Annotated in this window: 17 protein-coding genes and 1 pseudogene; 8 read left to right on the plus strand and 10 right to left on the minus strand. The window is 64.7% G+C overall.

What is annotated here, in order from left to right:
• Positions 1-119 precede the first annotated feature (119 nt).
• Together QE385_RS09945 and QE385_RS09950 are read left to right on the plus strand one after the other, a co-directional pair.
• The gene (locus QE385_RS09945) at positions 120-2498 is read left to right on the plus strand and encodes a TonB-dependent receptor plug domain-containing protein (protein ID WP_373424717.1); all 2379 of its coding nucleotides are present in this window, start codon (positions 120-122) and stop codon (positions 2496-2498) included.
• A gap of 120 nt (positions 2499-2618) precedes the next feature.
• Complete coding sequence (locus tag QE385_RS09950; RefSeq protein WP_307101380.1) at positions 2619-3929, plus strand: chloride channel protein; 1311 nt, start codon at positions 2619-2621, stop codon at positions 3927-3929.
• Between the two features lie 276 nt (positions 3930-4205).
• Here QE385_RS09950 and QE385_RS09955 read toward each other — a convergent pair whose 3' ends face one another.
• The 3 genes from QE385_RS09955 to QE385_RS09965 form a co-directional block, all read right to left on the minus strand.
• Positions 4206-5951: a methyl-accepting chemotaxis protein gene (locus QE385_RS09955; protein ID WP_307101382.1), complete on the minus strand. Its 1746-nt coding sequence runs from the start codon at positions 5949-5951 to the stop codon at positions 4206-4208.
• Between the two features lie 262 nt (positions 5952-6213).
• Positions 6214-7230 carry a DUF2332 domain-containing protein gene (locus QE385_RS09960; RefSeq protein WP_307101384.1) on the minus strand — a complete coding sequence of 339 codons (1017 nt, stop codon included), beginning with the start codon at positions 7228-7230 and terminating at the stop codon, positions 6214-6216.
• A gap of 157 nt (positions 7231-7387) precedes the next feature.
• Positions 7388-9880, minus strand: a complete 2493-nt coding sequence (locus QE385_RS09965; RefSeq protein ID WP_307101385.1) for a TonB-dependent receptor domain-containing protein — start codon at positions 9878-9880, stop codon at positions 7388-7390.
• 168 nt (positions 9881-10048) lie between these two features.
• Between QE385_RS09965 and QE385_RS09970 the strand changes: the two genes are divergently transcribed.
• Complete coding sequence (locus QE385_RS09970) at positions 10049-10627, plus strand: bifunctional 2-polyprenyl-6-hydroxyphenol methylase/3-demethylubiquinol 3-O-methyltransferase UbiG (protein ID WP_307101389.1); 579 nt, start codon at positions 10049-10051, stop codon at positions 10625-10627.
• A gap of 10 nt (positions 10628-10637) precedes the next feature.
• On the opposite strand, the gene QE385_RS09975 is transcribed toward QE385_RS09970, so the two are convergent.
• The 7 genes from QE385_RS09975 to QE385_RS10005 all read right to left on the minus strand — a co-directional run bounded on the left by QE385_RS09975 (position 10638) and on the right by QE385_RS10005 (position 19876).
• Positions 10638-11315 (minus strand): hypothetical protein, encoded by a 678-nt coding sequence (locus QE385_RS09975; protein WP_307101391.1) that lies wholly within the window; start codon positions 11313-11315, stop codon positions 10638-10640.
• A gap of 100 nt (positions 11316-11415) precedes the next feature.
• Positions 11416-11727: a hypothetical protein gene (locus QE385_RS09980; RefSeq protein WP_307101393.1), complete on the minus strand. Its 312-nt coding sequence runs from the start codon at positions 11725-11727 to the stop codon at positions 11416-11418.
• A gap of 163 nt (positions 11728-11890) precedes the next feature.
• Entirely contained in the window at positions 11891-12442 is a 552-nt protein-coding gene (locus QE385_RS09985) for a hypothetical protein (RefSeq protein ID WP_307101395.1), read from the minus strand.
• Positions 12443-12666: 224 nt separating this feature from the next.
• On the minus strand, positions 12667-14154 hold the full coding sequence (locus tag QE385_RS09990; RefSeq protein WP_307101397.1) for a putative 2OG-Fe(II) oxygenase: 1488 nt from the start codon (positions 14152-14154) through the stop codon (positions 12667-12669).
• Positions 14151-15269, minus strand: coding sequence for an aspartyl/asparaginyl beta-hydroxylase domain-containing protein (locus QE385_RS09995; RefSeq protein ID WP_307101399.1), 1119 nt, complete (start codon positions 15267-15269; stop codon positions 14151-14153). The genes QE385_RS09990 and QE385_RS09995 overlap by 4 nt, the downstream gene beginning before the upstream one ends.
• A gap of 107 nt (positions 15270-15376) precedes the next feature.
• On the minus strand, positions 15377-18415 hold the full coding sequence (locus tag QE385_RS10000; RefSeq protein ID WP_307101400.1) for a TonB-dependent siderophore receptor: 3039 nt from the start codon (positions 18413-18415) through the stop codon (positions 15377-15379).
• Between the two features lie 514 nt (positions 18416-18929).
• Positions 18930-19876 (minus strand): IS630 family transposase gene (locus QE385_RS10005; protein ID WP_307098127.1). Its coding sequence is split into 2 segments (ribosomal slippage): positions 18930-19540 and positions 19540-19876, totalling 948 coding nucleotides; the frame shifts between segments, so codons are not numbered across the junction.
• A gap of 168 nt (positions 19877-20044) precedes the next feature.
• Between QE385_RS10005 and QE385_RS10010 the strand changes: the two genes are divergently transcribed.
• The 5 genes and pseudogenes from QE385_RS10010 to QE385_RS10030 all read left to right on the plus strand — a co-directional run bounded on the left by QE385_RS10010 (position 20045) and on the right by QE385_RS10030 (position 25110).
• A complete protein-coding gene (locus QE385_RS10010; protein WP_307101402.1) occupies positions 20045-20623 on the plus strand; it encodes a hypothetical protein in 579 nt (192 codons plus the stop codon).
• A gap of 100 nt (positions 20624-20723) precedes the next feature.
• A pseudogene (locus QE385_RS10015) lies at positions 20724-21281 on the plus strand (DUF932 domain-containing protein); the annotation flags it as partial.
• A gap of 148 nt (positions 21282-21429) precedes the next feature.
• Positions 21430-22023, plus strand: a complete 594-nt coding sequence (locus QE385_RS10020; RefSeq protein WP_307101403.1) for a ComF family protein — start codon at positions 21430-21432, stop codon at positions 22021-22023.
• Positions 22020-22913: an addiction module antidote protein gene (locus QE385_RS10025; RefSeq protein WP_307101405.1), complete on the plus strand. Its 894-nt coding sequence runs from the start codon at positions 22020-22022 to the stop codon at positions 22911-22913. Before QE385_RS10020 ends, QE385_RS10025 begins: the two co-directional genes overlap by 4 nt.
• A gap of 82 nt (positions 22914-22995) precedes the next feature.
• A complete protein-coding gene (locus QE385_RS10030) occupies positions 22996-25110 on the plus strand; it encodes a ParB/RepB/Spo0J family partition protein (protein WP_307101407.1) in 2115 nt (704 codons plus the stop codon).
• Positions 25111-25236 lie beyond the last annotated feature (126 nt).

Genomic DNA, 25236 nt, shown 5'->3' on the forward strand with positions numbered 1-25236 from the left:
ATCGGACGCATGCGCGCATATAGCCTGCTTCAGGGACAGGGCTGCACAAGGGAGATCGACGCGTGCATCAGCTTCGCAAGGCCGCATTGGCGGGGACATTTCTGGCGAGCCTGACGGCGATGCCGGTCTGGGCGCAGCAGGCCACCCCCGGCCAACCGTCCGAACCGGCGCAGAGCGCGCCCACCGGTGGCGACGCCGCGACGACCGCCAGCGAGGGCAATGACATCATCGTCACCGGCACGCGTGTCGAGGGGCGCACCCGGCTGGACAGCATTTCGCCGGTCGACGTGCTGAGCGCCTCGAGCCTTCAGCGGCAGGGGACGACCGAACTGGGTGCGGCGCTGTCGGCGGTCGCGCCCTCGATCGACTTTCCGCGTCCCTCCGCCAATGACGGCACCGACTCGATCCGCCCGGCGACGCTGCGCGGCCTGTCGCCCGACCAGACTTTGGTCCTGATCAACGGCATTCGCGGCCACACCTCGGCGCTGCTCAACACCAACGGCACGGTCGGGCGCGGATCGGCGGCGGTCGATCTCAACACCATTCCGACGGTCGCGCTCGACCGGATCGAGGTGCTGCGCGACGGCGCCTCGGCGCAATATGGCTCGGACGCGATCGCGGGCGTGGTCAACCTCCGGCTGCGCCAGGCCCGGTCGGGCGGCGGCGCACAGGTCAATTACGGCTTCTACGACACCCAGGTCGATACCGCGCGCGGCAGCCGCCACGTCACCGGCGAACATGCCGTCACCGCCTCGCTATGGCAGGGGATCGGCTTTGGCGAGGACGGCTTCATCACCGTCTCGGGCGAGTATCTGAACCGCCAGCCGACCAACCGCGCCGATTTCGACCCGCGCGTCACCCCGACCCGGATCACCGGCCGTTACGGCGACCCGGCGGTCGAGCAATATACCGGCTTCATCAATGCGGGCACCTCGCTGACCGACACATGGAGCCTGTATGGCTGGGTCGGCTATCAGGACCGCGACTCGCGCAGCGCCGCCTTCCCCCGGCTGGCGAGCGCCGCGACGCGCACGGCGGGCTATCCCGACGGCTTCCTGCCGATCATCAACACCAAGTCGCAGGACCTGAATTCGGCGGCGGGCCTCAAGGGCCAGCTGGCCGGGTTCGATGTCGACCTGTCGTTCAGCTATGGCCGCAACAAGATCGCCTTCCGCACGCTCAATTCGGCCAATTACGCCTATGGCGCGGCGACCCCGCGCAATTTCAACGACGGCGCGCTGATCTACGACCAATATGTCGCCGGGCTGGACGTGACGCGCAAGTTCGACGTCTTCCAGTCGCTGAACCTGGCCTTCGGGCTGGAGGGCCGGCGCGAGGGTTACAAGATCGTCGCGGGCGAGCTGGCCTCCTATGGCTATCCGACCAGCGGCGCGGTGGCGGGCGCCTCGCCCGGCGCGCAGGGCTTTGGCGGCTTCTCGCCGCGCAACGAGACCAAGCGCAGCCGCCGCAACGTCAGCGCCTATGTCGATGTCGAGGCGCAGGTGACCGACAAGTTCCTGCTGGGCCTGGCGGGCCGGTTCGAGGATTATTCGGACTTTGGCAGCACGGCCAACGGCAAGGTCTCGGCGCGCTACGATGTGGCCGACTGGCTCGCCTTCCGCGCCACCGCCTCGACCGGATTCCGCGCGCCGTCGCTGCAACAGCAATATTTCACCCAGATCGCCTCGGTCGTGACCAATGGCGTGCCGATCCTGACCGGCACCTTCCCCTCGGTCTCCTCGGTCGGCGCGGCGCTGGGCGGACTGTCGCTGGAGCCGGAAAAGTCGACCAACCTGTCGGCGGGCACGGTGATCCGGTTCGGCGGGTTCGACCTGACGGTCGACGCCTATCGCATCAAGCTGCGCAACCAGCTGGGCCTGTCGGAGAATATCCAGGCGACGTTCAGCCCGCAGGTCGCCGCGCTGCTCGCGCCGTTCAACGTGTCGGCGGCGCGCTTCTTCATCAACGGGCTGGCCTCGACCACGCAGGGGATCGACGCGGTCGCGCATTATCGCTGGCGCACGACGCAGGCGGGGGTGTTCGACTTCACCGTCGCGGGCAACATCAACGATGTCGACGTGACCCGCGTGCCGACCTCGACCGCGGTGCTGAACCCCGCGCCGACGCTGTTCGCGCGCAGCCGCATCCTGACGCTGGAACAGGGCACCCCGCGCCAGAAGGTGACGGGCAGCATCGACTGGTCGCTCGACCGGCTGGGCGCGCTGGCGCGCGTGACCTATTATGGAAACGTGATCCAGCCGGGCACCACCGCCGCCGCCGACGTGCCGGTCGGACGCCGCGCGATCACCGACCTGGAGCTGCGCTACACCGCCGATCGCGGCGTGCAGCTGGGCCTGGGCGTCAGCAACCTGTTCGACGTCTATCCGGAGCGCCAGATCGCGGCGAACAACTCGACCGGCGTGCTGGGCTTCCCCTATTATTCGCCCTTCGGGTTCAACGGCCGTTATCTCTATGCCCGTGCGGGCGTGAACTGGTGAGGACGAGCGGGGCGGCGCATCCGCGCGGCCCCGCTGGCCGGATCGCGGAATTCGTCGCTTGCAACCATGATCGCGAGCACCCCCGCTAGCCTTATCCGGCGGGCGGGGTAAGACGGTGGCATGCCCCGATCGAACCCCCTCCGATGGACACCCGCGCGCTACCGCGCGCTGCTCCGCAGCCGTGGCCCGCAATCCGTGCGATTCCGGACGCGACTCGCCATTTTGCTGGGCGCGATCGCGATCGGGCTGGCGGCCACCGTCTTCGCGCTGGCCGCCGATGCGGCGGGGGAGATGTTCGGCCGATTCGCCGCGCGCTATCCCTATGCCCCGCTGGTCGCGACGCCGCTGATCTTTGCCGGACTGGTGTGGATCACCCGCCGCTACGTCCCGCTCGCGCGCGGGTCGGGCATTCCGCAGGTGATCGCCGCGCAGGGCGATCCGGAGGGGGCGACCCATTCGCTGGTGTCGATCCGCACCGTGACCGGCAAGGCGCTGCTGACGCTGGTCGCGGTGCTGGGCGGGGCGTCGGTCGGGCGCGAGGGGCCGACGGTGCAGATCGCCGCCGCCGTGATGGGGCTGAGCCACCGACTGCTGCGCGTACCCTTGCGCGGCGCGGTGCTGATCGCGGGCGGCGCGGCGGGCGTGGCGGCGGCGTTCAACACGCCGCTGGCCGGGCTGCTCTTCGCGATCGAGGAACTCGCCTCCGCCTATGAGCAGCGGGTGACCCTGCTGGTCATCGCCGCCATCGTGATCGCGGGCATGGTCGCGCAGTCGGTGCAGGGGGATTATGTCTATTTCGGGCTGATCGGCGCGCATATGAGCCTGGCCTCGGCATTGTTCGTGGTGCCGGTCGCCGGGATCGTCGGCGGGCTGGCGGGCGGCGCCTTTTCCCGGTTGATGCTGGCGCTGGCCACGGGATCGAACCGGATCACCCGCCAGGCCAAGGCGCAGCCGATCCTGTTCGCCGCGCTGTGCGGGCTGGTGGTGGGGGCGCTGGGCTGTGCGACGGGGCTGACCTGGGGCACCGGTTACGGTGCGGCCCGGGCGATGATCGCGGGGCATGACGCGCCGCTCTGGTTCGGCCCGGCCAAGTTCGTCGCGACGCTGGCCACGGCGGTCGCCGGGCTGCCCGGCGGCATCTTCGCCCCCTCGCTCGCGGTCGGGGCGGGGATCGGCAACATCCTGCGGTCGGTCTTCACCGATTCGCCGTCATCGGCGATCGTGATCCTGGGCATGGTCGGCTATTTCGCGGGCGTGGTCCGCGCGCCGCTGACCGCCGTCATTATCCTGGCCGAAACCACGAACAGCCGCGGCCTGATGCTGCCGATGTTCGCCACCGCCTATATCGCCGACGGGGTCAGCGCGCTGGTGTGGCGCGAAAAGCTCTATCACGGCCTGTCGCGCACCTTCGCGATGCGTCGCGAGGCCTGATCCCCTCAGGGCGGATCGACATTCAGTGTTGCGTCTTCTTCCCCTCTCCCCTGGACAGGGGAGAGGGTTAGCGAAGCTTGGGTGAGGGGTTGAGCGAGCCCAAAGGCTCGCGCGCTGCGCGCATGCACCCCTCACCCAGCTCCGACTAAGCCTTTGCTCTCGCAAAGGCCAAGTCTGCGCAACCCTCTCCCCTCTGCGAGGGGCGAGGGAAGGGAAAGGGATCGCTGAATGGCGATCGGCCCTAGGTCACCCCACCCCTCTCAGGGGACGGGCTCGCTACGAGGCCAGCCGCATCGGCGGCGTGCGATCGGTATAGCCGGTCGCCGCGGAGGCCACCGGATCGACGTTGAAGCGCATCACCGAGGAAACGAGCGCGCCGCACTCCTTGGCCAGCATCGTCGCCGCCGCCGTCGATTCCTCGACCATCGCGGCATTCTGCTGAGTCACCGAGTCGATCTCGCCGATCGCGATATTCACCTGGCTCAGGCTGTGCGCCTGCTGTTCGGAGGAGCGCGCGATGACGTCGACCACGGTGCTGACGTCCGACACCTTGCCGATGATCCGTTGCAGCGCGTTGCCGGTCTCGTCGACCAGCACCACGCCCGATTTCACATGCTCGATCGCCGACAGGATGCGCGACTTCACGTCCGACGCCGCATCCGCCGAGCGCTGCGCCAGCGCGCGGACTTCCGAGGCGACCACGGCAAAGCCCTTGCCCGCGTCCCCGGCCCGCGCCGCCTCGACCCCGGCATTGAGCGCCAGCAAATTGGTCTGGAAGGCGATGCCGTCGATCACCGTGATGATGTCGACGATCTCGCGGCTGGCCTGGTCGATGCCGTTCATCGCGGTGATCGACTTGGCGACGATCTGGCCGCCCTTCTCCGCCTCGTCGCGTGCCTCGGTCACGGCGCGATTGGCCTGGCTGGCGTTGAGCGCGCCGTCGCGCACCCCTTGCGTGATCTCACCCACCGCCGCGGCGGTTTCGCGCAGGCTGGCCGCCTGCTGCTCGCTGCGCGCCGACAGATTGTCCGTCGCCTGCCGGATCTCCTCGATATTCGACCGGATCGCGCCTGCGCTGCCGCGCACATGGCTGGTCAGCCCGGCGAGATTCTGGACCGCGCGGTTGAAGTCGGCGGCCAGTTGATGGAAGGCGGGCGGCAGGTCGGTCAGACGGACGGTCAGGTCCGCCTCCGAGAGCGACGACAGCCCCGAGCCGATCGCCTGCAACGCCTGTTCCCGCTCGCGGTCGTCGCTGACCTTGGCCTTGGCGGCGTCGCGGAAGACGACCACCGCGCGCGCCATGTCGCCCAGTTCGTCGCCGCGCGCATGGCCGGGCACGTCGACATCGTTATGCCCGCGCGCCAGGTCCGCCATCCGCCGGGTCAGCGCGGTGATCGGCCGCGCGATGCTGCGGCTCAGCATCATCTGGAGCGTGATGGCGATACCGATCAGCATGATGCCGCCCAGCACCAGCGCGACGGTCGCGGTCGTGATCGCGCCTTCCTGCGACGCGGCATTTTCCTTGATCGCCGCCGTCTCCTGGTCGCGGACCGCGCGCAGCGGCAGGACGATGTCGCTGGTCAGCACCGCCTTGCCCGCATCGCGCACCGCCTGCTGCGCCTCGTCGCGCCGCCCCGCCTTGACCCATTCGGTCAGCCGGTCGCTCCACTGCCGCCGCCACCGGGTCGCCTCGGCGCGCGACTTGGCGACATGGGCCAGCTCGGTCGAGTCGGTCAGCATCGCGGTCAGCTCGCGGCTGGTCGTGTCATATTCCTTGCGCGCTTCCTCATAGGATTTGAGGTAGCTCTTGTCCGCCGTGACGAGGAAACCGCGCAGCTGGCTGTTCTCGCGCAGGATCGACGTCTCCAGCGTCAGCGCCTTGGCATAGACCTCCTGCGCATGGTTGTTGCGTGCCGTCGCGCTCCGGATTTCCCAGATGTTGACGAAGAACACGATCGTCATCACCGCCGCGGACAGGCTGATCACCAGGAACGACACGCCCAGCTTCTTGGGAATGTTCATGTTCGTGAGCATTATGCGGTTCTCTCGACAGGGGCGGAGGGCGACAGGCGGATCACCATGCCGGGCAGGCCAGAGCCGACGCCGTCTGCCGATGAAGCGGACGGCCACGCGCGACGAGGCTCAGTGATGCCAGCGTCGCCATCATGGAATGAATGCGCATGATCCCCGTCGTTCTTGGAAATTTTCGTTGGAACGACGCCTAGGGGGGATGGCGTTAATTATGAGTGAAACCAGTCCAGTTACGGATCGATCGAACCGGGATTCAGCCCTCCAGCCAGGTGATCGACGCGCCGTAGGGGTGGCAATGGGCCAGAATATGGTCGCGACCGTCGGGCCAGGAGCGCAAACGCAGTTCGACTCGCTCGCGCCGGGCGTCCCATTCGAAGCCGATACAGGCCAAGGGCCGCGAGTCGCTCGCCGCCTGCCCCGCGCGCGCCAGCGCCGCCTCGATCGCGGCCCGGTCGCCCGCATCGACATATTGCAGCACCATCGAATGCAGGACGACCCGGTGACGCCGCTCCGCCTGCGGCTCCCGCAACTGAATCGCGAGCCATTCGGCGGCATTCCCCGCCGCGATGCGGGGCGGATATTGCCGCGCCAGCGCCAGCGCATGGCCGAGTCGCTCGCCGCGTTCGGGCTGGTCGGCAAAGACGAAGGAGGCCAGCCGCTCGCAGGCCGTCGGATCGTTCACGTCGAGCGGATGGAGATCGACCCCATGCGCCTCCCGCACGACCACGGCCGCCTCGGGCGGCGGCGCGCCCTGCCAGAGCGGCGCGATCCGCACCGGCGACGTCGCCATGCCCGCGCGTACGCCGCCCAGGTCATAGGCATAGCGCGCCAGATTGAGATTCAGCCCGGCGCTCGCCCCGATCTCCAGCAATTCGAAGTCCAGGCCATGGTCGCGGGCCAGGACCATCAACGCGGCATGAAGCGCCGCCGCTCGCCCGACCTCGTTGGTCTGCGGCACCTGTCGCAGCCAGTCGACGAAGAAGCCGTCATGTGCCGCCAGCGCCAGCGCGACCGCCTCGTCGAAACGGCGATGCTCCCCGGCATAGAGCGCGCTGAGCAGCGGCACCCTGCCCTGTCGCGCGAGCGCGTGAAAGGCGGCGTTGATCCGCATCGCGATCGCCGAGGATGCCGCATTGGCGCCCCAGGATCGGATCAGCGTCGCGGTCTGGGGCGCATTCTCCAGCTGCCGGTCCACCGCCGCGAGCAGATCGGCGACGAAGGGCGTGCCGATGGCGCGCATCACGAGCGATTGACGGTAAAGCTCGCTCACGGGACCATCCGGCTCCAGGCACATATTGGGCGAACGCTCCGTCTGCATCGCCCGCCTATGCGACCGCGACCGTTAACATATCAATGGTGTTTCGCCGGCGAACCGACGGGTCATAGCGGGGGGGCGGCGGCGCATGGCCGCACGCCCCCTCGCCGGTTCAGAAGCCGACCCGCACCGACAGCGAGGTCGTCCGCGCGTTGATGGCGCGCGCGCGCACGATGCCGTTGGCCGGGATCACGCCGTCCTCCGCCTCGGTAAAGCCCATCGCGTTGAACAGGTTGTTGCTGTTCAGCGAGACCAGGATGCGGTCGGTGGCGCGGAACTGCATAAAGGCGTTGACCACCGTATAGCCGGGCAGCTTCAGCTGGTTGCTGTCCTGCGCATAGCTGCTGGTCGTGCCGATCACATTCGCGCCGATCGTGACGCGGTCCAGATCGACCTGCGGCGTCGCCTGGAAGATCAGCCGGGCCTGGCGGCGCGGGGTATTACCGACCACGCCGGGATTGAGCGCGTCGCTGACGATCTTGGCATCGGTCCAGGTCGCCCCGCCGGTCATGTTGAACGGGCCGACGCTATAGGCGCCGTCCAGCTCCAGGCCATAAGCGCGATATTCGCGGTCGATGAAGACTTGGCGCGTCGCCTCGTAATTCTGCTCCTCGGTGCGCGCCCAGAAGCCGGTCAGGTTCACATACATGCCGTTCCTGCGATATTTCAGACCCAGCTCGGCCTGGCGCACATAGTCGACCGCCGCGTCCTTGTTGATCAGATGGCCATCGGACGTGCTGACCGCCGGGCCGAACAACAGCCGGTCGGCATTGGCGCGCGCGCCCCGGCTATAGCGGACGAACATCGCGAACGGCTCCGACACGCGGAAGTTGATCCCCGACGAATAGGACAGATAGTGCCAGCTGTAATCGACCGGCGCCGGGCTGGTCAGCGGGATCACCGCCACGCGCCGCTCGACCGCCGAGATCACGCCGTCGCCGTTCATGTCGCGCGCCGTGGTGCCGACGCGACCGCCGCCCAGATCCGACCCGAAGATCGACCCTTGCGCATTGCCGAAGTCGTAGCGGACGCTGGCGCCCAGCGCGAAACGCCCGATCTTGTAGTTCAGCGATCCGAACGGCGCATTGACGTTGTAATCGACGCGGTAGCTGCGGCGACAGCAGCCGCCGAAATAGTCCGCCCCGAACGCATAATAGCCGTTCTGCGTCTGCGGCACGCCCGCGGCATTGACCACGTCGACCAGCGCCGCGCGCCCGTCGCCGCGCACGTCCATCAGCGTCGAGGTCCACAGCCAGTCGGTGTCGATCGTCTGACGCGACTTGTAGAAGCCGGCGGTGGTCGTCAGCTCGCCCTTGCCGATGGTATAGACGCGGCTGGCGCGCAGGTCGTTGGTGACATTGTCCAGGCTGTTGAGCTTGGTGTCGAACACCACCACGCGGGCGAGCAGGCCGTTGCCGTTCAGCCCGGACAGGTTGGTGATCGCCTGCCCGCTATTCGGCCCGCTGGCATAGCGCAGCGTCGCCCCCGCGCCGCCCAGCGCCGTCGCGGTCGCCGCCGCACTGTCGACCGCCGAGGGGAAGTTCGAGATGAACCGGCCCGAGACATCGGCATAGCGGAACCGGTCGGTCACGGTCCAACCCGACACGTCGAAGCGCGTCTCGACCCCGAAGGCGTTGACCACCGGATGCTGGCCGTCGCGCAAGTCGTCGACCACCGGATTATTCTGCCCGTCCAGCGTCACGTTGCTGGTGTCGTAACGCGACAGCAGCGCGTCGCGGGCGATGTCGAATCCCGGGACGTTCTCGTATCGCGGATTGGCGTTGGTGCCGGTCACCCGCACCGGATTGGGCAGATAGGCCGCCGACCGGTCGTTGAGGAACTTGCCGTAGAAGCGGATATAGCCGCCGCTGAACTCCTTGGTGACGTTCAGCTTGATCTGGCCGCCCTTGGTGCCGTCATAGCCGACCCGGCGCGGCCCCTCGCCCTGGTGATAGAAGCCGCCGACATGGAAGCGCAGCGTGTCGGAGAGCTTGGCCCCGTAATCGAAGTCGAGCCGATATTCGCCATAGTCCAGACCGGCGGTCGCCATGATCGCGCCGCCCGGCACGTCGCCGGTCTTGGAGATCATGTTGATGACCCCGCCCGGCGAGTTGGACGAGAAGGTCGAGGCCGAACCGCCGCGAATGGCATCGACCGACGACACGTTCATATCGGCACGCAGGAAGATGTCGGCATTGCCGAAGGTGATGTCGCCAAATTCCAGCACCGGCAGGCCGTCTTCCTGCAATTGCAGGAACTTGGCCCCGCCCGACGCGATCGGCAGGCCGCGGATCGAGATATTGGCGTTGCCGTCGCCGCCCGAGCTTTCCGATCGGATGCCGGGGATGTTGCGGAAGATCTCGGCGGTCGAACGCGGCGCCGCCTTCAGAATCTCGGCCGCGCCGAGTGAGCTGGTCGAAATGGCGCTGTCCAGACGATCGCGCCCACGCGCCACGGCGGTGACGACCACATCCTTGTTGAGCGTATCGGCCCGCGCGGCCTTGTCGTCCGCAGGCTTGTCGGTCCGCGCCGCCTGCCCCTGAGCCTGAGCCGGTACCAGCAACGCGAACGGAATGGCCGAAATGAGCAGCCGTTGAAGACGCATGATGTCCCTCTCCCCTGTTGATTGGGGAGTTCGTTACCGGACAAGCCTTTGCAAACGATTAAATATGTCACGTGCCGGATATATCGGTCACCGTCTGATCCTGTATGGCGGATCGGCCGGTGGGATGCCGTGCCATGGACCGGTTCGATCGGGCGGGAGGGCGAAAGCATGACGGACAGTTCCGCCGGTTGGGATGCCGTCGCCGATCGCTTCGTCGCGCTGCGCTCCGGCATCGGAACATCGGCGGTCAGCGGCTGGGCGGAGCGGCATATCGCGCCGGGTGCCACGATCCTCGACATCGGGTGCGGCCACGGCATGCCGATCGCCCAGGCCCTGGTCGACAAGGGGTATCGCGTGGCGGGCGTCGACGCCGCTCCCAGGCTCGCAGCCGCCTTCGCCCGGCGCTTTCCAGACATGGCCATCGCCTGCGAACCGGCACAGACCAGTCATTTTTTGAACCGCCGTCATCCCGGGATCATCGCCATCGGCTTTCTCTTCCTGCTGGATGCAGCAGAGCAACCGAACATGCTGCGCCGGATGGCACGGGCACTGGAACCGGGCGGCAGGCTATTGGTCAGCGTCCCGCGCGAGGCGTGCGTGTGGCGCGATACGCTGACCGGGCGGGAGTCCGCCTCACTGGGTGCCGCGGCCTATGAAGCGATTCTGGAAGAATCCGGCGTACAACCCGTGAGATGGCTTGGGGACGAAGGAGGCAATGCCTATCTCGACGCAGCCGCTCCGGTCTGATCCATCCAATTTAGGAAGCGGTGACGGACTGTACGCGCAGACGCGGGAAAACCTGCTCCAGCGGCTTGGTGTCGGGCAGGATATAGACATAGCCGCCCTTCTTCTGGAATTGCGGGCGTAACTGGCGGCCGTAAAAAACCTTGGGCACGTTGATACAGCCAAAGGTGATGCGATTGTCCTCCGGCGTCGGCGACAGCATCCGCTCGCGCCGCTTTTCCCTGGCGCCCGCATCCGACGGGATCGGATGGAGCGCGACCGAGGTCGCATAATCGACCCACAGGACGCGCTGGCCCGCCACCGGCAGTCCGAACTTGGCGAGGAATCGCCCGGCGGGGGTCGTCTTCTCGGCGGGGCCCAGATCGGCGAGCTTCTTGCCGCCGACGCCGGGGCTGGCCTCGTCCCCGGTCGCGATGCCGACCAGCACCGGCACCGAGGCCAGCAGCTTGCCCTTCGCATCGAACAGGAACATCGCCGCCTGCGCCTTGTCGACCACCGCCCAGGGCAGCCCGCGATTGTCGCCCGATGCGGCGACCCAGGCCATGACCCGCGTCGCGCTGTCGGACGGCAGGATGACCGGATCGGCGGGAGCGGCCTTGGCAGGCTTGGCAGGCTTTGGCGGACGCGCGGCGCCCGCCGCGACGGGGGTGATCATCATCAGCGCGGCCAGGGCGCGCAGGATCGGCTTCATCGGTGCGGCATACTCGAAAAAGATCGGCCTCCCCATAAGGAAGGCCGACCGAGGAAAGGGGACAGGGTGGATCGGGGACTCGACACCGCCCCCAGGATCATCAATGGCGCGGTCGGCGTGCGGGCTTCTGCTCCTGCACGGTCAACCGCTGTTCGACGCCATCGACGCGGCCATTCAGCTGATCCAGCCGCTGACCGTTATTCTGGGCCTGCCCGGCGGCGGCCTGGGCCTCCGCAAGCGCCGACTTGGCGGTGCCGTCGGTTTCCTGCAGCTTGGCCTCCAGCGTATCGACGCGCTGGCTCACCGGCGCGATCTGTTCGCGAACGAAGGACTTGGTCGCACAGCCGCCAAGGCTGACCGCACCGGCCAGCACCACAACCGCCACTAGGGATTTCGACGCGAAAGCAGACATCACATTTCTTCCAGTCATTAACCAACTGGAACAATCAAGCCGTGTCGCGTTCGACTTGCAATTCGTCATCTGTTCGACTGTGCCTGTTCTTCGCCCAGCCGATTATTGCCCACCGCATATCGTGGACTTGGGGCGTTCCGTCGCATGCCCAGTACGAGAGGGCTCACTTCTTGCGCTTCGCCTTGGCCGACGTAGCGAAGGGATCGACAGGAATATCATCGGCCCGGACATCGGGCTTATCCGCCCTCTTGGCCTGCGCGCGCTGCTCCGCGACGCAGCGACGCAGCGCGGTGACGGCGGCGCCGCTGCCCGCCAGGTCCAGCCGCTCGACCGGCACCTCGCCGCGCGTGATCTCCAGCAGCCGGGACGTCGCGAAATAGGTCGGGAATTGCGGCTCGAAGCTGGTGACGAACCCCTGCTTGCCCTCGGACGCGATCCCGACCGCGAAATGCTTGGGATAGCTGCCACCCGACAGACGGAAATCGAGCTTCAACTGCGCCTTAGGCTTGATCGACCAATGCGCGTTCAACACCGACAGGCGGTTCGCGCCGTCCGGGTCGAGCCCGAGCAACAGGGTCGTCCCACCGATGCGGTCATAGCTGCGCGTGATGAAACACCCCTCGCCATCCTTCCCGACCGCGACGGTCCATCCGGCGACATCCCGCGTCGAGGGCTCGCGGGCATGGAGGGATGGCCCGACCAGGCCCAATGTCACGGCCGACGCGACCCATAATGTCCGCAATGCCGAGCGACGAGCTTCAAGGGGTTTGACCATAGCGCATGCCAATACCAGCGGGGTCAACAGGCCGCAAATCGTCCGAACCCGGCTTCCGGTCCGAGACAAATAAAAGGGGTCGCCGGTTTTCCGATCGCCCCTCTTGGCGATCGACACCACAGTCGGGTTGATCCTGTCCGGCCACTTGCTCCGGCCAGGAAGGATCAGAATCGCGGGGGCATGACATCAAACGCCACCGTCAGACGAGTGCCTTTGTCAAACGGGATCGTCGAATGCCACATGGTGGAGGGGAATAGGATGATATACCCTTCGCGTGGTTCGATACGGCAGTAACGCGGCAGGCCCGTCGCCAGATCTTCCGGCGGCCGGCCCAGTTCGAGCGACCCTTTTTCGCTATCGCCCCGTTCATCTTGTGACGGAACCTCAAGATACAGGACACCGCTCATCCAGCCTTTCGGGTGGGTATGACAGGTATGATACCCCCCGCCTCTCAGCGTTATCGACCAGCTTCCGGAAAAGCGGACATCGGATCGCGGCGTTCCGAGAAACGGATGCCCCGCGACCACCGGAAGGTCATGCGCATAATCGCGAACGGCTTGGACGATGGCCTTACGCAGATTTCGAATACAGGGAGCATGATGGCTGAGGAGATTCCCCTCTGTTTGCGTGCCACCACGCGGGGATTGATCCAGGGGGTATCTATGTTGCCCCTCCCTGGTGCCGAGCAGATTGGCGACCATGGCCAGATCATTTGCGGCCAAACCCAGCGGCATCGTCCGATGGAATGGCGATCCCCCGTCCAGCCACTTTGCGCGATCGTCTCCCTGGAGGCGCCAGACGATGGATTGGTACGGCCACACCGCCCCGGCATCGGGGCCGGTCAGGAAAGGGTGGATCAGGTCTTGGGCACGATCGAGATTCTTCACGCGAATGCAATGGCGAAGATAGGCGATTCTGGTGCCCATATCGTCAAGCCCACTCGCGGAACGGAACAGTACTTCCGCGCGCGCCGGATCGCCCGTCGCGATCGCGATGGAAGCCTCGATCGCGTCGAATTCCGGGCGCTCGCCAAAAAGGGCACGTGCTTTGTGCAAGGCGCCAAGAGCCGCATCGAAGCGTTCTGCCTGGGTCAGTCGATTGATCCATGCGGACCAGAGGAAGGGAAGCGCCACGCGGCCGACAGCCGCCTCGAAGCTTGCATCGAACCGCTCGGCATCACCATAGCGCCAGCGCAACGACGATAGGGTATCGTGCCCGGACAACCAGTCAGGCCTTTCCGCCAAGGCCCGCTCCAGCAACTGTTCCGCGATGCCGATTTCACCCTCGGCGGTCAGGGCGGCAACCCCGGACAGGACGATGTCCGGCGTACCATGGCCCTGGGCGATCAATTGCCCAAAAAGGCGTGCGGCCGGCCTGCCGCTTTCCAATGCCGCCATGGCAAGCCCCACGCACGCCTTGGGATCGGCCGGACGCAAAGCGGCAAAACGTTCGAAGGCATGATGGGCGCCTTCGCCGTCCTGTTCATTGCGACGGGCATTGGCAAGCAATTGCCAGGCAACCGCATCCTGCGGTGCCTGGCGCAACCATCCCTCCAATAACGGTATTGCCTGATTACCGCGATCGGCTGCGATCAGATCGAACGATCGTGCCTTGGGGTCGGCATGGCCTCGTGTCGACATGGCTGGGGTCATAAAGCGTGCAATGCGCCGCTCGCCTCCATGATCGCGCCGACGGCCCGACGCGCATCCTCATCCAGATCGGGGTGCCAGACATCGAAGATCAAAACGGCCCGCATATGCTCCGACGGGTTCATCGCTTCGTGCTCGATCGTATCGTCGAACACCCACGCCTCGCCCGTGTGCCAGAGACGGGTTTCGGCACCGACCCGGAACCAGCATTCGGGCGGCGTCACCAGAGGCAGGTGGCAGATCAGTCGCGTATTCGAGACACCCGTATGGGGCGGTATATGCGTATGCGGTGCCAGCAGGGAAAACATGGCATTCGGGCCTATTCCGGCGACGACTGGCTGCGGCAGGCTTTGCACCAAAGCGACGGTTTCCGGACAATATCGACGCGCCAGATCGGTAACGACACCGCGTTCGATCAGATGGATCGCCGACCAATCGGCGTTTCCGTTCAGTTCATGCCACTGATCGACCGGCACATGCTCCAGGTAACGAATATAAGGGCTGCCGGTCGACACCTGAAGGATTGCAGCAAGCTCCTGCTGTATCGTCGCCACCCTATCCTCGAGCCGGGTCAGCCAGGCAAAGCGGTCGCGAGGATGAAAGCCGGCAGTGGCCAACCCCGGATAACAGTAATGACTTGGACCCTCGCGTTCGGGAGGTGCCAGATGAAGCAACGCATCGATAAAGCCGCATAGCGCGGGCGTGACGGGCGCGACCGACCTTACACGCTCGATCAGGCGGGCACGTGTCTCGGTCTGCCAAGCGACATGCCGCTGGCGCGCGACATGTAGAACGGCGGCGAGATGGGGCGGTGCCGGTTCCTCGATCTGGGCAAGCGCCCGCCCGTAAAAGTCCCCCGCGTTGGGATCGCCCGCATTATGAAGCATCGTCGCTTTCAGGAGCAGCGCCGAAACGTCGAGCGGATTGATGGCTAGCGCTTGCTGAAGAAAGACGGATGCAGCTTCGGTATCGCCAAGCGCGCGGGCCATCGCCGCCATCTTCAGCGCACGCGCAAGGCTGGGTTGCGCATCGGCAGATTTTGCGCGCGCCAGATGATCCAGTGCAGTGCGGTAATCGCCCGCCGCAGCCGCCCGATCGGCAAGTTGGTCGTCGTTCATGCGCATGTGCCGCTGAGATAAAAGAATGGCGGCAGGACGTTGATCCTGCCGCCAAGGGATAGAGAACGGCCTTTTCGCAGAGACGCAAAGGCCGGAAGCATCGACGTTTAGAAGTCGGCCGTCAGATTGACGAACACGGTACGTCCCAGCGTGTCATAGGTGCCCGGGAACGAATTGCCGTTGCCGAAACCGCCCAGCGACGCCTGGCTGATGATCGGCGGATCCTTGTCGAGCAGGTTGTTCACACCGATCCGGAAGGTCACCGAGTCCTTGACCGGCAGGCTGAACAGCAGATCGAAATAGCTGTAGTCGCCGATACGGTGGTCGGTCGTCGGCGCGGCACCCGGCGAGTTCAGGTTCGGGTTCGGGCTGTCGGTGTCGACATAGCTATGCGACAGGAACCGCCAACGGAAGGTGACGCCGAAGTCGTCCGGGGTCGTGAACTTGACGTTGGTGTTGAACCGGAACCGCGGATTGGGATTGCCGCAGGTAAGACCGTAGAGGCCCGCGCAATCATAGGTAAAGCCGTTGGTGATCGGCTGGGCGACATATTTGTCGAGATAGACGCCCACGAACTGCCAACGCGCCTTCCAGCCGCTACCGAAGGTCGCGCGGTAATCACCGTTCACTTCCAGGCCCGAGGTCGTCAGCGAACCGGTGTTGGTGGTCAGGTTGTTGACGTAACCCGTCGGCGACAACCAGAGCGAGCCTGCCGCCGGCCCCGCCGAAGACGGAGCGCGGTTGATCTTGCTGCAGAAGGCAGCATCGCCGGTCGTCAGACACTGGTTCAGGATGACCTGAGCACCGATCGTACCGATCGCGTTGTTCACCTTGATCCGGTAATAATCGACCGACAGGACCAGATTGCGCAGGAAGCTCTTCGGCGTGAACAGGATGCCTGCGGAAACCGTATCCGCCTTTTCAGGCATCAGATTGGGGTTGCCACCGCTATACTGGTTGTATTGCTGGGCCGAGTTGGGCGTGAGATTGCCGAACTGCGCCGAGGTAACCCCCGTCAGCGCGCATTGCTGCGCGGTATAGCCATTCACGCGCCCATTGCTTGCCGTACCGGCGCACGGATCACTGCCTGCAAACAGGCCCTGCGACTGATTGAGGAACAGCTCGCCGATGTTGGGCGAACGAACGGCACGGTTATAGGAGCCGCGCAGGGTGATATCGCGGATCGGCGACCAGTTCCCGGCGATCTTGTACGTGTCCGCCGAATTCTGCCGCGTGGCGCCCGGCACATTATACTTCGAATGGCGATAGCCAAGCGTCAGCGAAAGGTCCTGGAAGAACGGCTTGTCGGTGACGAGCGGCACGCCTGCTTCGCCGAAGATGTCGAAGACCGTATAGGAACCCGAAATCGGCAAGGTCGGACCGCCCTGGCCGGCACCGTCGCCATTGATATAGGCCTGGTCGGGCTGGGTCGCGAGCGACTCCTTGCGCCACTCCAGACCACCAGCAATGCGCAGGCCGTCTTCGGCAAACGGCGACTGGATGCCATAGGCACCCAAATTGCCGGTCACGGCGCCGTTAAGAACCTGTTCCTTGGTGGTTCCGGTCAGGACCAGCGGGATATTGATGTAATTGGCCGCGGCTTGCGAAACGCCGTTCGGTACGAAGACATTATAGGGGACGCAGCTCGGATCGCTGCCGTTGATCACCGAGACGCACGTCGGCACGCCATTGCGGTTAACGACGTTCAGTGCATTGTTGATCCGCGCGTTCGACACATCGTTGCGATAGACGTTGGCGGCTTTGATCTGGCCAAATTGATAATAGGCGTCATAGGACCAGGCCTCGCCCAACTCTCCGCGAACGCCCGTGACGATGCGGAACTGATTATAGCCGATGTCGTTGAAACGCGCGCCACCTTCGGTGTTGCGCTTGCCGATCAGTATCTGCGCCGATGTGCCGGCCACGCCGACATTGGCGCCGCAGGCCGCAGTGGCGAGCTGAGCGTTCTGCTGGAGCAGCGGATTGTCGCAATTCACCGTCCGCGTGCCGTAGAATGCACCCGATGGTGCGATCTGGGCTTGCGTGCTGTAATCGGCGAACATCACGTCGAGATAGGGATGGATTTCCTTGCTGATCTCGTAATCGGCGAAGGCACCGGCAGTATATCGCTTCGACGGACGTCGATAATAGTTCAGTGGACCGAAGTTATAGGCGTCAGTCAGCGCGCTATACGCCCGAAGACCGTTATTCGTCAGCAAATAGCTCGATGCCGCAGGCAGGCCCGCCAAAGTACGGTTCGCAGCCGAGAAGCCGCCAAAGCGAGCAATGGCTGGCGTCCCGGAGCCGCCGCAGGCGAGACCCACATTATTGGAGTCCGGATTGAACGTGCATACCGAATAGTCGTACTTGTCCTGCGTGACCGCCGACTCTTCGCGATACCCTGCATAGGCGACGATATTGCCCCGATCGTCATTGACACCAGTGCCAAGCGCCATGGTCACGTCATACGCTCCACCATGCGCCGTATGGCCCGATGGCGACGTATAACGCTGATTGACGATCTTCTGGATCGGATTGTCGTTGTTATGGTCGAAGAAGCTGTACTGCCCATCGAGGCGAAGGCCCCGGAACGAACGGTTCATCTTGAAATTGACAACGCCTGCGACGGCGTCCGCGCCATAGGTGGACGAGGCACCACCGGTCATCAGGTCGACGCTCGACACCAGTGCGGCAGGAATGAAGTTCAGGTCGGCGCCAGCGCCACCCCCGACATTGCCCGGCATCAGGCGGCGGCCATCGATCAGGACAAGCGTACGGCTCGGCCCAAGGCCACGAAGATCGACGGTCGCGGTGCCGTCCGCGCCGTTCGATACGCCGCTGCTCTGCCCCGCGAACACCTGAGGCAGCGAATTGGTCAGATCCTCGATCTTCGTCGCGCCGAATTCCTTGATGTCCTCGCTGCCGACCGTGGTGATCGGGCTCGGAGACATCGCATTCGGGCGCGCGACGCGCGAACCCGTCACCACGACATCCGAGCCGGAAGCCGCGTCCTGGCCACTCGTCGAGGCTGCAGGGGCTGACTGATCAGAAGGCGATACGGTCTGCGCCACCGCAGCCGTGCTCATCAATGTCGCGCTGGCCAAGAACGTCGAAGCCAACAGGCCGCCCACCCTGAATTTCGCCATCAAAACCCCCATTATCAATTACTTATAGGTTAAATTTTTGCGGCACCCCCCCTTTTTGAAGGCCGCAAGCCTGTTTTATTACCTCAATGCTATTCCTGAGCAATATTCACAGCCCGAGCCGATGGATATGCCTTAGGATTGTTGCGAAAATGACACATTATTGAAAGGATATACTGAACTTGAGGACCGATAAGCACTTGTAAAGCCAAGCCAATTCATTGTCTTTTTCAGTTAATCCAGTTTTCATTTGGAATCTGGCATCATGCTCCGGCTTGGGTACATGATCCGTGTACCGCCTGGGCTGAGCGATTGCCGCGCGATGGTTTAAGGATTTTTCTGAACCGCCCCGGGGTTGTCCTAGGCCCCAAATCCTGAGGGGAAGGGGCTATGACGAGCAAGACGACCACCAGTTTTCGCCCGACGTGTGCGCAGGTGCGATGCGGACGGTGCTGGGCCATGAGACAGATCGCCTGGCGCGTTGAGCCGCTGTGGTGCCGATTAGAGCGGATTCTGATCAGTCTGGATCATAACCACAGGAGGTGAAGTAGTTGGCGCATTCCTGTGGTTGGAACAGATCGACCAACCTGCCGATGAGGGACCACAAGCCCGACACGGTGCGTTCGCCGGCCCTGCGCAGCATAGCCTTGAGGCGGGCGAAGGCCTTCTCGATCGGGTTGAAGTCGGGACTGTAGGGCGGGAGAAACATGAGGCGGGCGCCTGCGGCTTCGATGGCTTCACGGACGCCGGCACGCTTGTGGCTGGACAGGTTGTCCATGATGACCACGTCGCCGCGTCCGAGGTCGGGCACGAGAACCTGTCGGACGTAGGCCTCGAACCAGTCGCCGTTGATCGGGCCGTCGAGCACCATCGGCGCGATCATGCCGGTCATGCGCAGGCCAGCGACCAGCGTGGTCGTCTTGCGATGACCATGTGGGTAACCCATCCGCAGCCGCTCGCCCCGCCGGCAGCGGCCGTGGCTGCGGGTCATATTGGTCGCCGTCCAGGTCTCGTCGATGAAGACGAGCCGCGCAGGGTCGAGGTCGAGCTGGCCATCAAACCAGTCCTCACGCGCACTCAGGACGTCGGCGCGATCCTGCTCGATCGCATGCCCGGTCTTTTTTTGCGCGTGATCCCGTGACGGGCAAAGAAGCGGTGCAGCGTCGAGATCGCCACCGTCACGCCCGCCTGACCCAGCTCGCGACGCAACTCGTCCAGCGTGATGTCGCGACGCGCTTCGTGCAGCGCCAGGATCGTGGGCGCATGCGCTTCGATCCGCCGCGACCGCGTGTCCCCGCCCTGCGGCTTGGCGGCATAGGTGCCCGTGCTGCGGCGCTGGTCGTGCCACCGGATCACCGTCGCGGCCGCCACACCGAACCGCACCGCCGCAGCCCGGCAACTCATCCCCTCGTCAACCGCGGCCAGCGCTCGCGATCGTAGATCCATCGACAACGGCTTGCCCATCAATGCCGGCCTCCATCCAGCCAGCACCGTGAATCAGATCAGCTCGGCCATGGGAATCCCCCGTCGACTCAGGTCGGCCGGGAAACGCTCTAAGGCGAAGATTCGGCGCTGGGGAGATGCTGCACGAGTGGGCGAAGAAGACCGAGGTCGACAGCGGCATGCGCAAGGATGTCGAACGACGTTGCCGGCTGGAGGCTCCGCCTACTCGTTGCGGAATATGAGCGCGAAGCCACGCGGCTTGCCAGGATCGACAGCCATGAGGCTGACACGGCCAGGATCCGGCTGCAGCAACTCGAGCGCGAACTCGGCAATCTGTATGAAAATCTGCTGGCGGGTATCGCGACCCCTGCCCTCCGTCAGATGATCGACGAACGGGAGACGGAGAAGGCCCGCCTGATTTTGCGAAACGCTACCGTCGACAGAGGGGTGGCTTCGCAACCCCCGCTTCCAACGCCATCCGTTCTGCAGGCTCAGTTTCGGGCGCGGATCGCCGCCCTGCGCACCACGCTGGAAGATCCTGCGGTCCGCGGGCAGGCCGCATCAATCATGTCGCGGCTTATCGAGAGCGTGACGATCTATCCGGATGAACCAGAGGGTCCTGCAGCGGAGGTGGTGGCCAGCGTAGCGTCGCTGGTGGCGTACGCCATAAACGACAACGCCGCCCGTGAGGGCGGCGTATCGAGTTCTGAGGCGTTGGTTGCGGGGGCAGGCAACCATCTGAACTTGCTTTTTCGAGCGGCCGCTTAACGCTTGTTCTGTTGCAATATTCCCTACTGGTGAAACAGTCGGCGCTGTCACGTCCTCGGTTGCAACGCCGCGATAACCAGTGCGACGGCGGCACCGGCTACGGCCGCCCATGGTGTTCCTCGTCGACGATCTCAATCCCATTGAGGCCGGCAAGCTGCCCGATGGCTCGCCCGACCTGTTCTTCCGCGGCTTCTATGCCTGGAACAGCGAGGTCGGCGCGAAAACGCTCGGCATGGCGAGCTTTTATCTGCGCGCAGTTTGCCAAAACAGGAATTTGTGGGGCGTCGAGGATTTCGAGGAAATCACCATCCGCCACAGCAAATATGCCGCCTCGCGCTTCGCCCATGAGGCGGCCCCAGCGCTGCTGAATTTCGCCAACTCGTCCCCCATGCCCTTTATCAACGGCATCAAGGCGGCGCGGGAGCGGATCGTGGCGCGGACCGACGAGGATCGCACCGACTTCCTGCGTCGCCGCGGCTTCTCCAAGGCTGAAACGGGGAAGATCATTGAAACCGCGCTTGCAGAGGAAGGCCGCCCGCCCGAATCCATCTTCGACTTCGTTCAGGGCATCACGGCCGTCGCACGCGACAAGCCGCATCAGGATGCCCGTCTCGACATGGAGGCGAAGGCGAAGAAGCTGCTCGACCGCGCCGCTTGATGTTCCGCAAAGCCGGAGATGCGGTTTCCCGTGTCTCCGGCTTTGCGCTTCCGCACATTTGGTGGAGCGATGTTCTTCGATATTCCCTCCGTGCCTTCCTTGCTCACTTGTAGCCCATGGGTTACAATGAGTATTCAGGAGGGCACCTATGGCCATCGTCAAAATCAATCCGATCGCGATATCCGGGCACTGGCATTCCGGCGTTGCGATGGATCTTCACACGATCAGCAGCACGCCGGTCGGCTATAATGATTTCGGGTATATGCAGTTCGAGACGGTCCGGCCTGAGATCGCCGAGCTGCTGTTCCGCCTGAAGAACCGGGCCGACCGATCGGCCGCCGCTCCCATCATAGAGACAGTTGCCGATTTCCTCGGGCATCATCGGGACAAGTTCGACGCGATCGTGCCGGTCCCCCCTTCGCACCCGCGCGCCGTCCAGCCGGTCATCATCATGGCGGAAGGCATCGGGCAGGCTCTGGGTGTCCCGGTCCTTTCCTGCATCACCACGACGCGCCCGACAGGCCAGCTCAAGAACATCACCGATCCCGATGAGCGCAAGGAGCACGTCAAGGGACTTTACACCGTCGATGCCGCACAGACGCGCGGCCGCAAAATCCTGCTGTTCGACGACCTCTTCCGCTCCGGCACGACCATGAACGCGATTACCGATGTCCTTCTGGATACCGGCCAGGCGCAGGTGGTGCGGGCGCTCACCATCACCAAGACACGGAGCAACCAATGAACACCATCTTCATCGGTGGCTCGCGGCACGTTTCCCGTTTACCGGCCGAGGTCAAGAAGCGCCTCGATAACGTCATCGCCAGCCACCATCAGGTCATCGTCGGGGACGCGAATGGCGCTGACAAAGCCGTTCAGAAGCATTTCTTCGACGCCAACTATGCCAACGTCACCGTTTTCTGTTCGGGCGATGCGCCGCGCAACAATCTGGGGTCATGGACCACGCATCGCGTCGATGTTCCCAAAGGGACAAAGGGCTTTCAATTCTATGCCGCCAAGGACCGCGAGATGGCGCGCGAGGCCGATTTCGGTCTAATGATCTGGGACGGCAAAAGCCCCGGCACCGTGCTGAACGTTCTGCGTCTGGTTCAGGCCGGCAAGATCTCCGTCCTCTTCAATGTGCCGGACAAGGCGGCGGTCAACGTCAAGACGGTCGAGCAATATCTCGATTTCATCCGCCAGTGCGATCCGTCTTTCCGCACCGACCTTCGGGATCGGGCGACACCGCAGGAATGGGCGTTGATTGAAGCCGATCCGCAACCCAGCCTGCTCGATCATACGCCCTTGACGCCAGGGGAGGCTGCGGACGTGCCGGACCCGCGCTCTGCGCAACCAGCCGAGCCAGCCGAGGAGGCCGTTCGGGCCCTCAACGCCGCGCTGGCGTCCGGCGACGCGACGCGGATCATGAATGTTCTCGGCGCAATCGCCCGCGACCGAGGGATGAGCCAGATCGCCCGCGAGACCGGTCTTGCACGCGAGAGCCTCTATCGATCGCTCGATGCTGGCGGGAATCCCGAGTTCGTCACCGTCATGAAGGTTCTGTCTTCGCTGGGAGTGCGATTGGAGGCGAAGCCGCACGATCCATCCCCGGTTCCCAGCGCTGCGGTCCTGTAGAGGAAGAGGGCGGCGCTTCGCTTCGTGACGGGTTGGAGGTCGAGAGAGAGGCTTTCGACCGCCCGTCGCGGAGTAAACCCCGATGGCAACTGCCGTTCAGAAGATCACCCTGTCGTGCTCGCGCGACATCCCCTTCAACAAGCTGGTGCTGAGCCAGTCCAACGTCCGCCGGATCAAGGCCGGTGTCTCGGTCGAGGATCTGGCCGAGTCCATCGCCCGTCGCGGCCTCATCCAGTCGCTGCATGTGCGTGCCGTCCTCGATGCCGATGGCGTGGAGACCGGCATGTTCGAGGTGCCGGCCGGCGGACGCCGCTACCGGGCGCTTGAGCTGCTGGTGAAGCAGAAGCGCCTCAACAAGACGGCGCCGGTGCCTTGTATCGTCAGCGACGCGGCGAGCGGTATTCTGATGGAGGAAATCTCCTACGCCGAGAATGACGAGCGCATTCCGCCGCATCCGCTCGACCAGTATCGCGCCTTCCAGGCGATGCGCGACAAGGGCATGAGCGAAGAGGCAATAGCCGCCGCATTCCTGATCGATGTCAATATCGTCAAGCAGCGCCTGCGGCTCGCCTCCGTCTCGTCGGTGCTGCTCGACGTCTTCGCCGAGGACGGCATGGAGCTGAAGCAGCTCATGGCCTTCACCGTGTCGGAGGATCATGCCCGTCAGGAACAGGTTTGGGAGGCGATCCGCAATAGCTGGCAGAAGGAGCCGTGGCAGATCAAGCGGATGCTCACCGAAACCACGGTGCGCGCGTCCGACAAGCGTGCCGTGTTCGTCGGCATCGACACCTATGAGGCAGCGGGTGGCATCGTGCTGCGCGATCTGTTCGAGTCCGACGATGGCGGCTGGCTTCAGGATGTCGGCTTGCTCGACCGGCTGGTCGCGGAGAAGTTGAAGGTCATCGCCGATGAAATCGCGGCGGAAGGCTGGAAATGGGTCGATGCTGCCGTCAGCATTCCCTATGGCGTCACCCACGGCATGCGCCGGTTGCCGGGAACCGTTCTCGACATGACCGACGAGGAACGGGCGACACGCGACGCCTTGCAGGTGGAATATAACCGGCTGTCTGAAGAGTATGAACACGCCGACGAATTGCCCGATGCAGTGGACGAACGGCTCGGCGAGATCGAAGCGGCAATGGAAGCACTCGATAACCGCCCGGTCAGCTATGACCCGGCAGAGATCGCTATCGCCGGAGCCTTCGCCGCTATCGACGCCCATGGCGCGGTCATCATCGACCGCGGCTATGTCCGCCCCGAGGATGAGTTGCCCGTGGACGTGGCTGGCGGTGACGACGCACCGGAGGAGAGCGTCGATCCCGCCATCCAGCGCGCTGTCATCACCATCGGCGGCCAAGGGGCACCCGCCGAAGAGGAGGAAGACGACGGCATCAAGCCGCTGCCCGAGCGTCTCGTCATCGAACTGACCGCGCATCGCACGCTGGCGCTGCGTGATGCCGTTGCCAATCATCCGCACGTCGCCATGACGGCGCTCCTGCACAAGCTGGTCTCGGACATCTTCCTGCATCGCCCGGCAACAGGCGCGCTCGAAGCCAATGTCCGCCAGATCCACTTCGCCGCGCAGGCCGACGATCTGAAGGACAGCGCCTCGGCGAAATCCGTCACCGACCGGCACGAACGCTGGGGCGATCACATCCCCGCTGATGACGAAGCGCTGTGGGACTGGCTGACCGCGCTCGACGATGACCACCGTATGGACCTGCTCGCCCATTGCGTCAGCTACGGGATCAACGCCCTCTATGAGCGGCCCAATCCCTACAGCGGCTCCGGCATCAGCGAGCATGGGCTGGAGGTCCGTATGCGCCAGGCCGAGCGGCTGGCGCGCGCGACCGGCCTGGACATGGTAGGCGCGAGCTGGAGGCCGACGGTCGGCAACTACTTCGGCCGTGTCACCAAGGCGCGTATCGTCGAGGCAGTGCGTGAGGGGGCAGGCGAACGGGCGGCGCAGCTCATCGACCATATGAAGAAGGGCGACATGGCCAAGGAGGCGGAACGCCTTCTGGCGGACAGCGGCTGGCTGCCCGAACCGCTACGGTCGGCAGAATCCAGTGGCGAAATGGCTGGAGAACCCGCCGATCAGGATGGTGGAGACGAGGCATTGCCGGCCTTCCTCTCCGATGACGGTGACGACGAGGAACCGGTCGAAGACGACGAAGCCCTGCTCGCCGCCGAATGAGCCTCATCGGGTGGGACTGGCACCGTCCGGTCCCACCCACCTTCGTCCAATCCCGCAATCTCAGCCCGGCCCCACGTTCCGAGCCTGCACGGCGATGCCGCGCGGGTCGGGCTTTCTTGTTTCAGG

The sequence above is a fragment of the Sphingomonas sp. SORGH_AS_0950 genome, from assembly GCF_030818415.1.
Taxonomy (GTDB): domain Bacteria; phylum Pseudomonadota; class Alphaproteobacteria; order Sphingomonadales; family Sphingomonadaceae; genus Sphingomonas.

Bases quoted from the DNA above. Each gene is read 5' to 3' on its own strand.
- QE385_RS10000 (WP_307101400.1), bottom strand. From the start codon at position 18,415: ATGGCGAAATTCAGGGTGGGCGGCCTGTTGGCTTCGACGTTCTTGGCC.
- QE385_RS09995 (WP_307101399.1), bottom strand. From the start codon at position 15,269: ATGAACGACGACCAACTTGCCGATCGGGCGGCTGCGGCGGGCGATTAC.
- QE385_RS09975 (WP_307101391.1), bottom strand. From the start codon at position 11,315: ATGAAGCCGATCCTGCGCGCCCTGGCCGCGCTGATGATGATCACCCCC.
- QE385_RS09945 (WP_373424717.1), top strand. From the start codon at position 120: ATGCCGGTCTGGGCGCAGCAGGCCACCCCCGGCCAACCGTCCGAACCG.
- QE385_RS10025 (WP_307101405.1), top strand. From the start codon at position 22,020: ATGAACACCATCTTCATCGGTGGCTCGCGGCACGTTTCCCGTTTACCG.
- QE385_RS09965 (WP_307101385.1), bottom strand. From the start codon at position 9,880: ATGCGTCTTCAACGGCTGCTCATTTCGGCCATTCCGTTCGCGTTGCTG.
- QE385_RS09980 (WP_307101393.1), bottom strand. From the start codon at position 11,727: ATGTCTGCTTTCGCGTCGAAATCCCTAGTGGCGGTTGTGGTGCTGGCC.
- QE385_RS10020 (WP_307101403.1), top strand. From the start codon at position 21,430: ATGGCCATCGTCAAAATCAATCCGATCGCGATATCCGGGCACTGGCAT.
- QE385_RS09955 (WP_307101382.1), bottom strand. From the start codon at position 5,951: ATGAACATTCCCAAGAAGCTGGGCGTGTCGTTCCTGGTGATCAGCCTG.
- QE385_RS10010 (WP_307101402.1), top strand. From the start codon at position 20,045: ATGTCGAACGACGTTGCCGGCTGGAGGCTCCGCCTACTCGTTGCGGAA.
- QE385_RS09990 (WP_307101397.1), bottom strand. From the start codon at position 14,154: ATGACCCCAGCCATGTCGACACGAGGCCATGCCGACCCCAAGGCACGA.
- QE385_RS09970 (WP_307101389.1), top strand. From the start codon at position 10,049: ATGACGGACAGTTCCGCCGGTTGGGATGCCGTCGCCGATCGCTTCGTC.
- QE385_RS09950 (WP_307101380.1), top strand. From the start codon at position 2,619: ATGCCCCGATCGAACCCCCTCCGATGGACACCCGCGCGCTACCGCGCG.
- QE385_RS10030 (WP_307101407.1), top strand. From the start codon at position 22,996: ATGGCAACTGCCGTTCAGAAGATCACCCTGTCGTGCTCGCGCGACATC.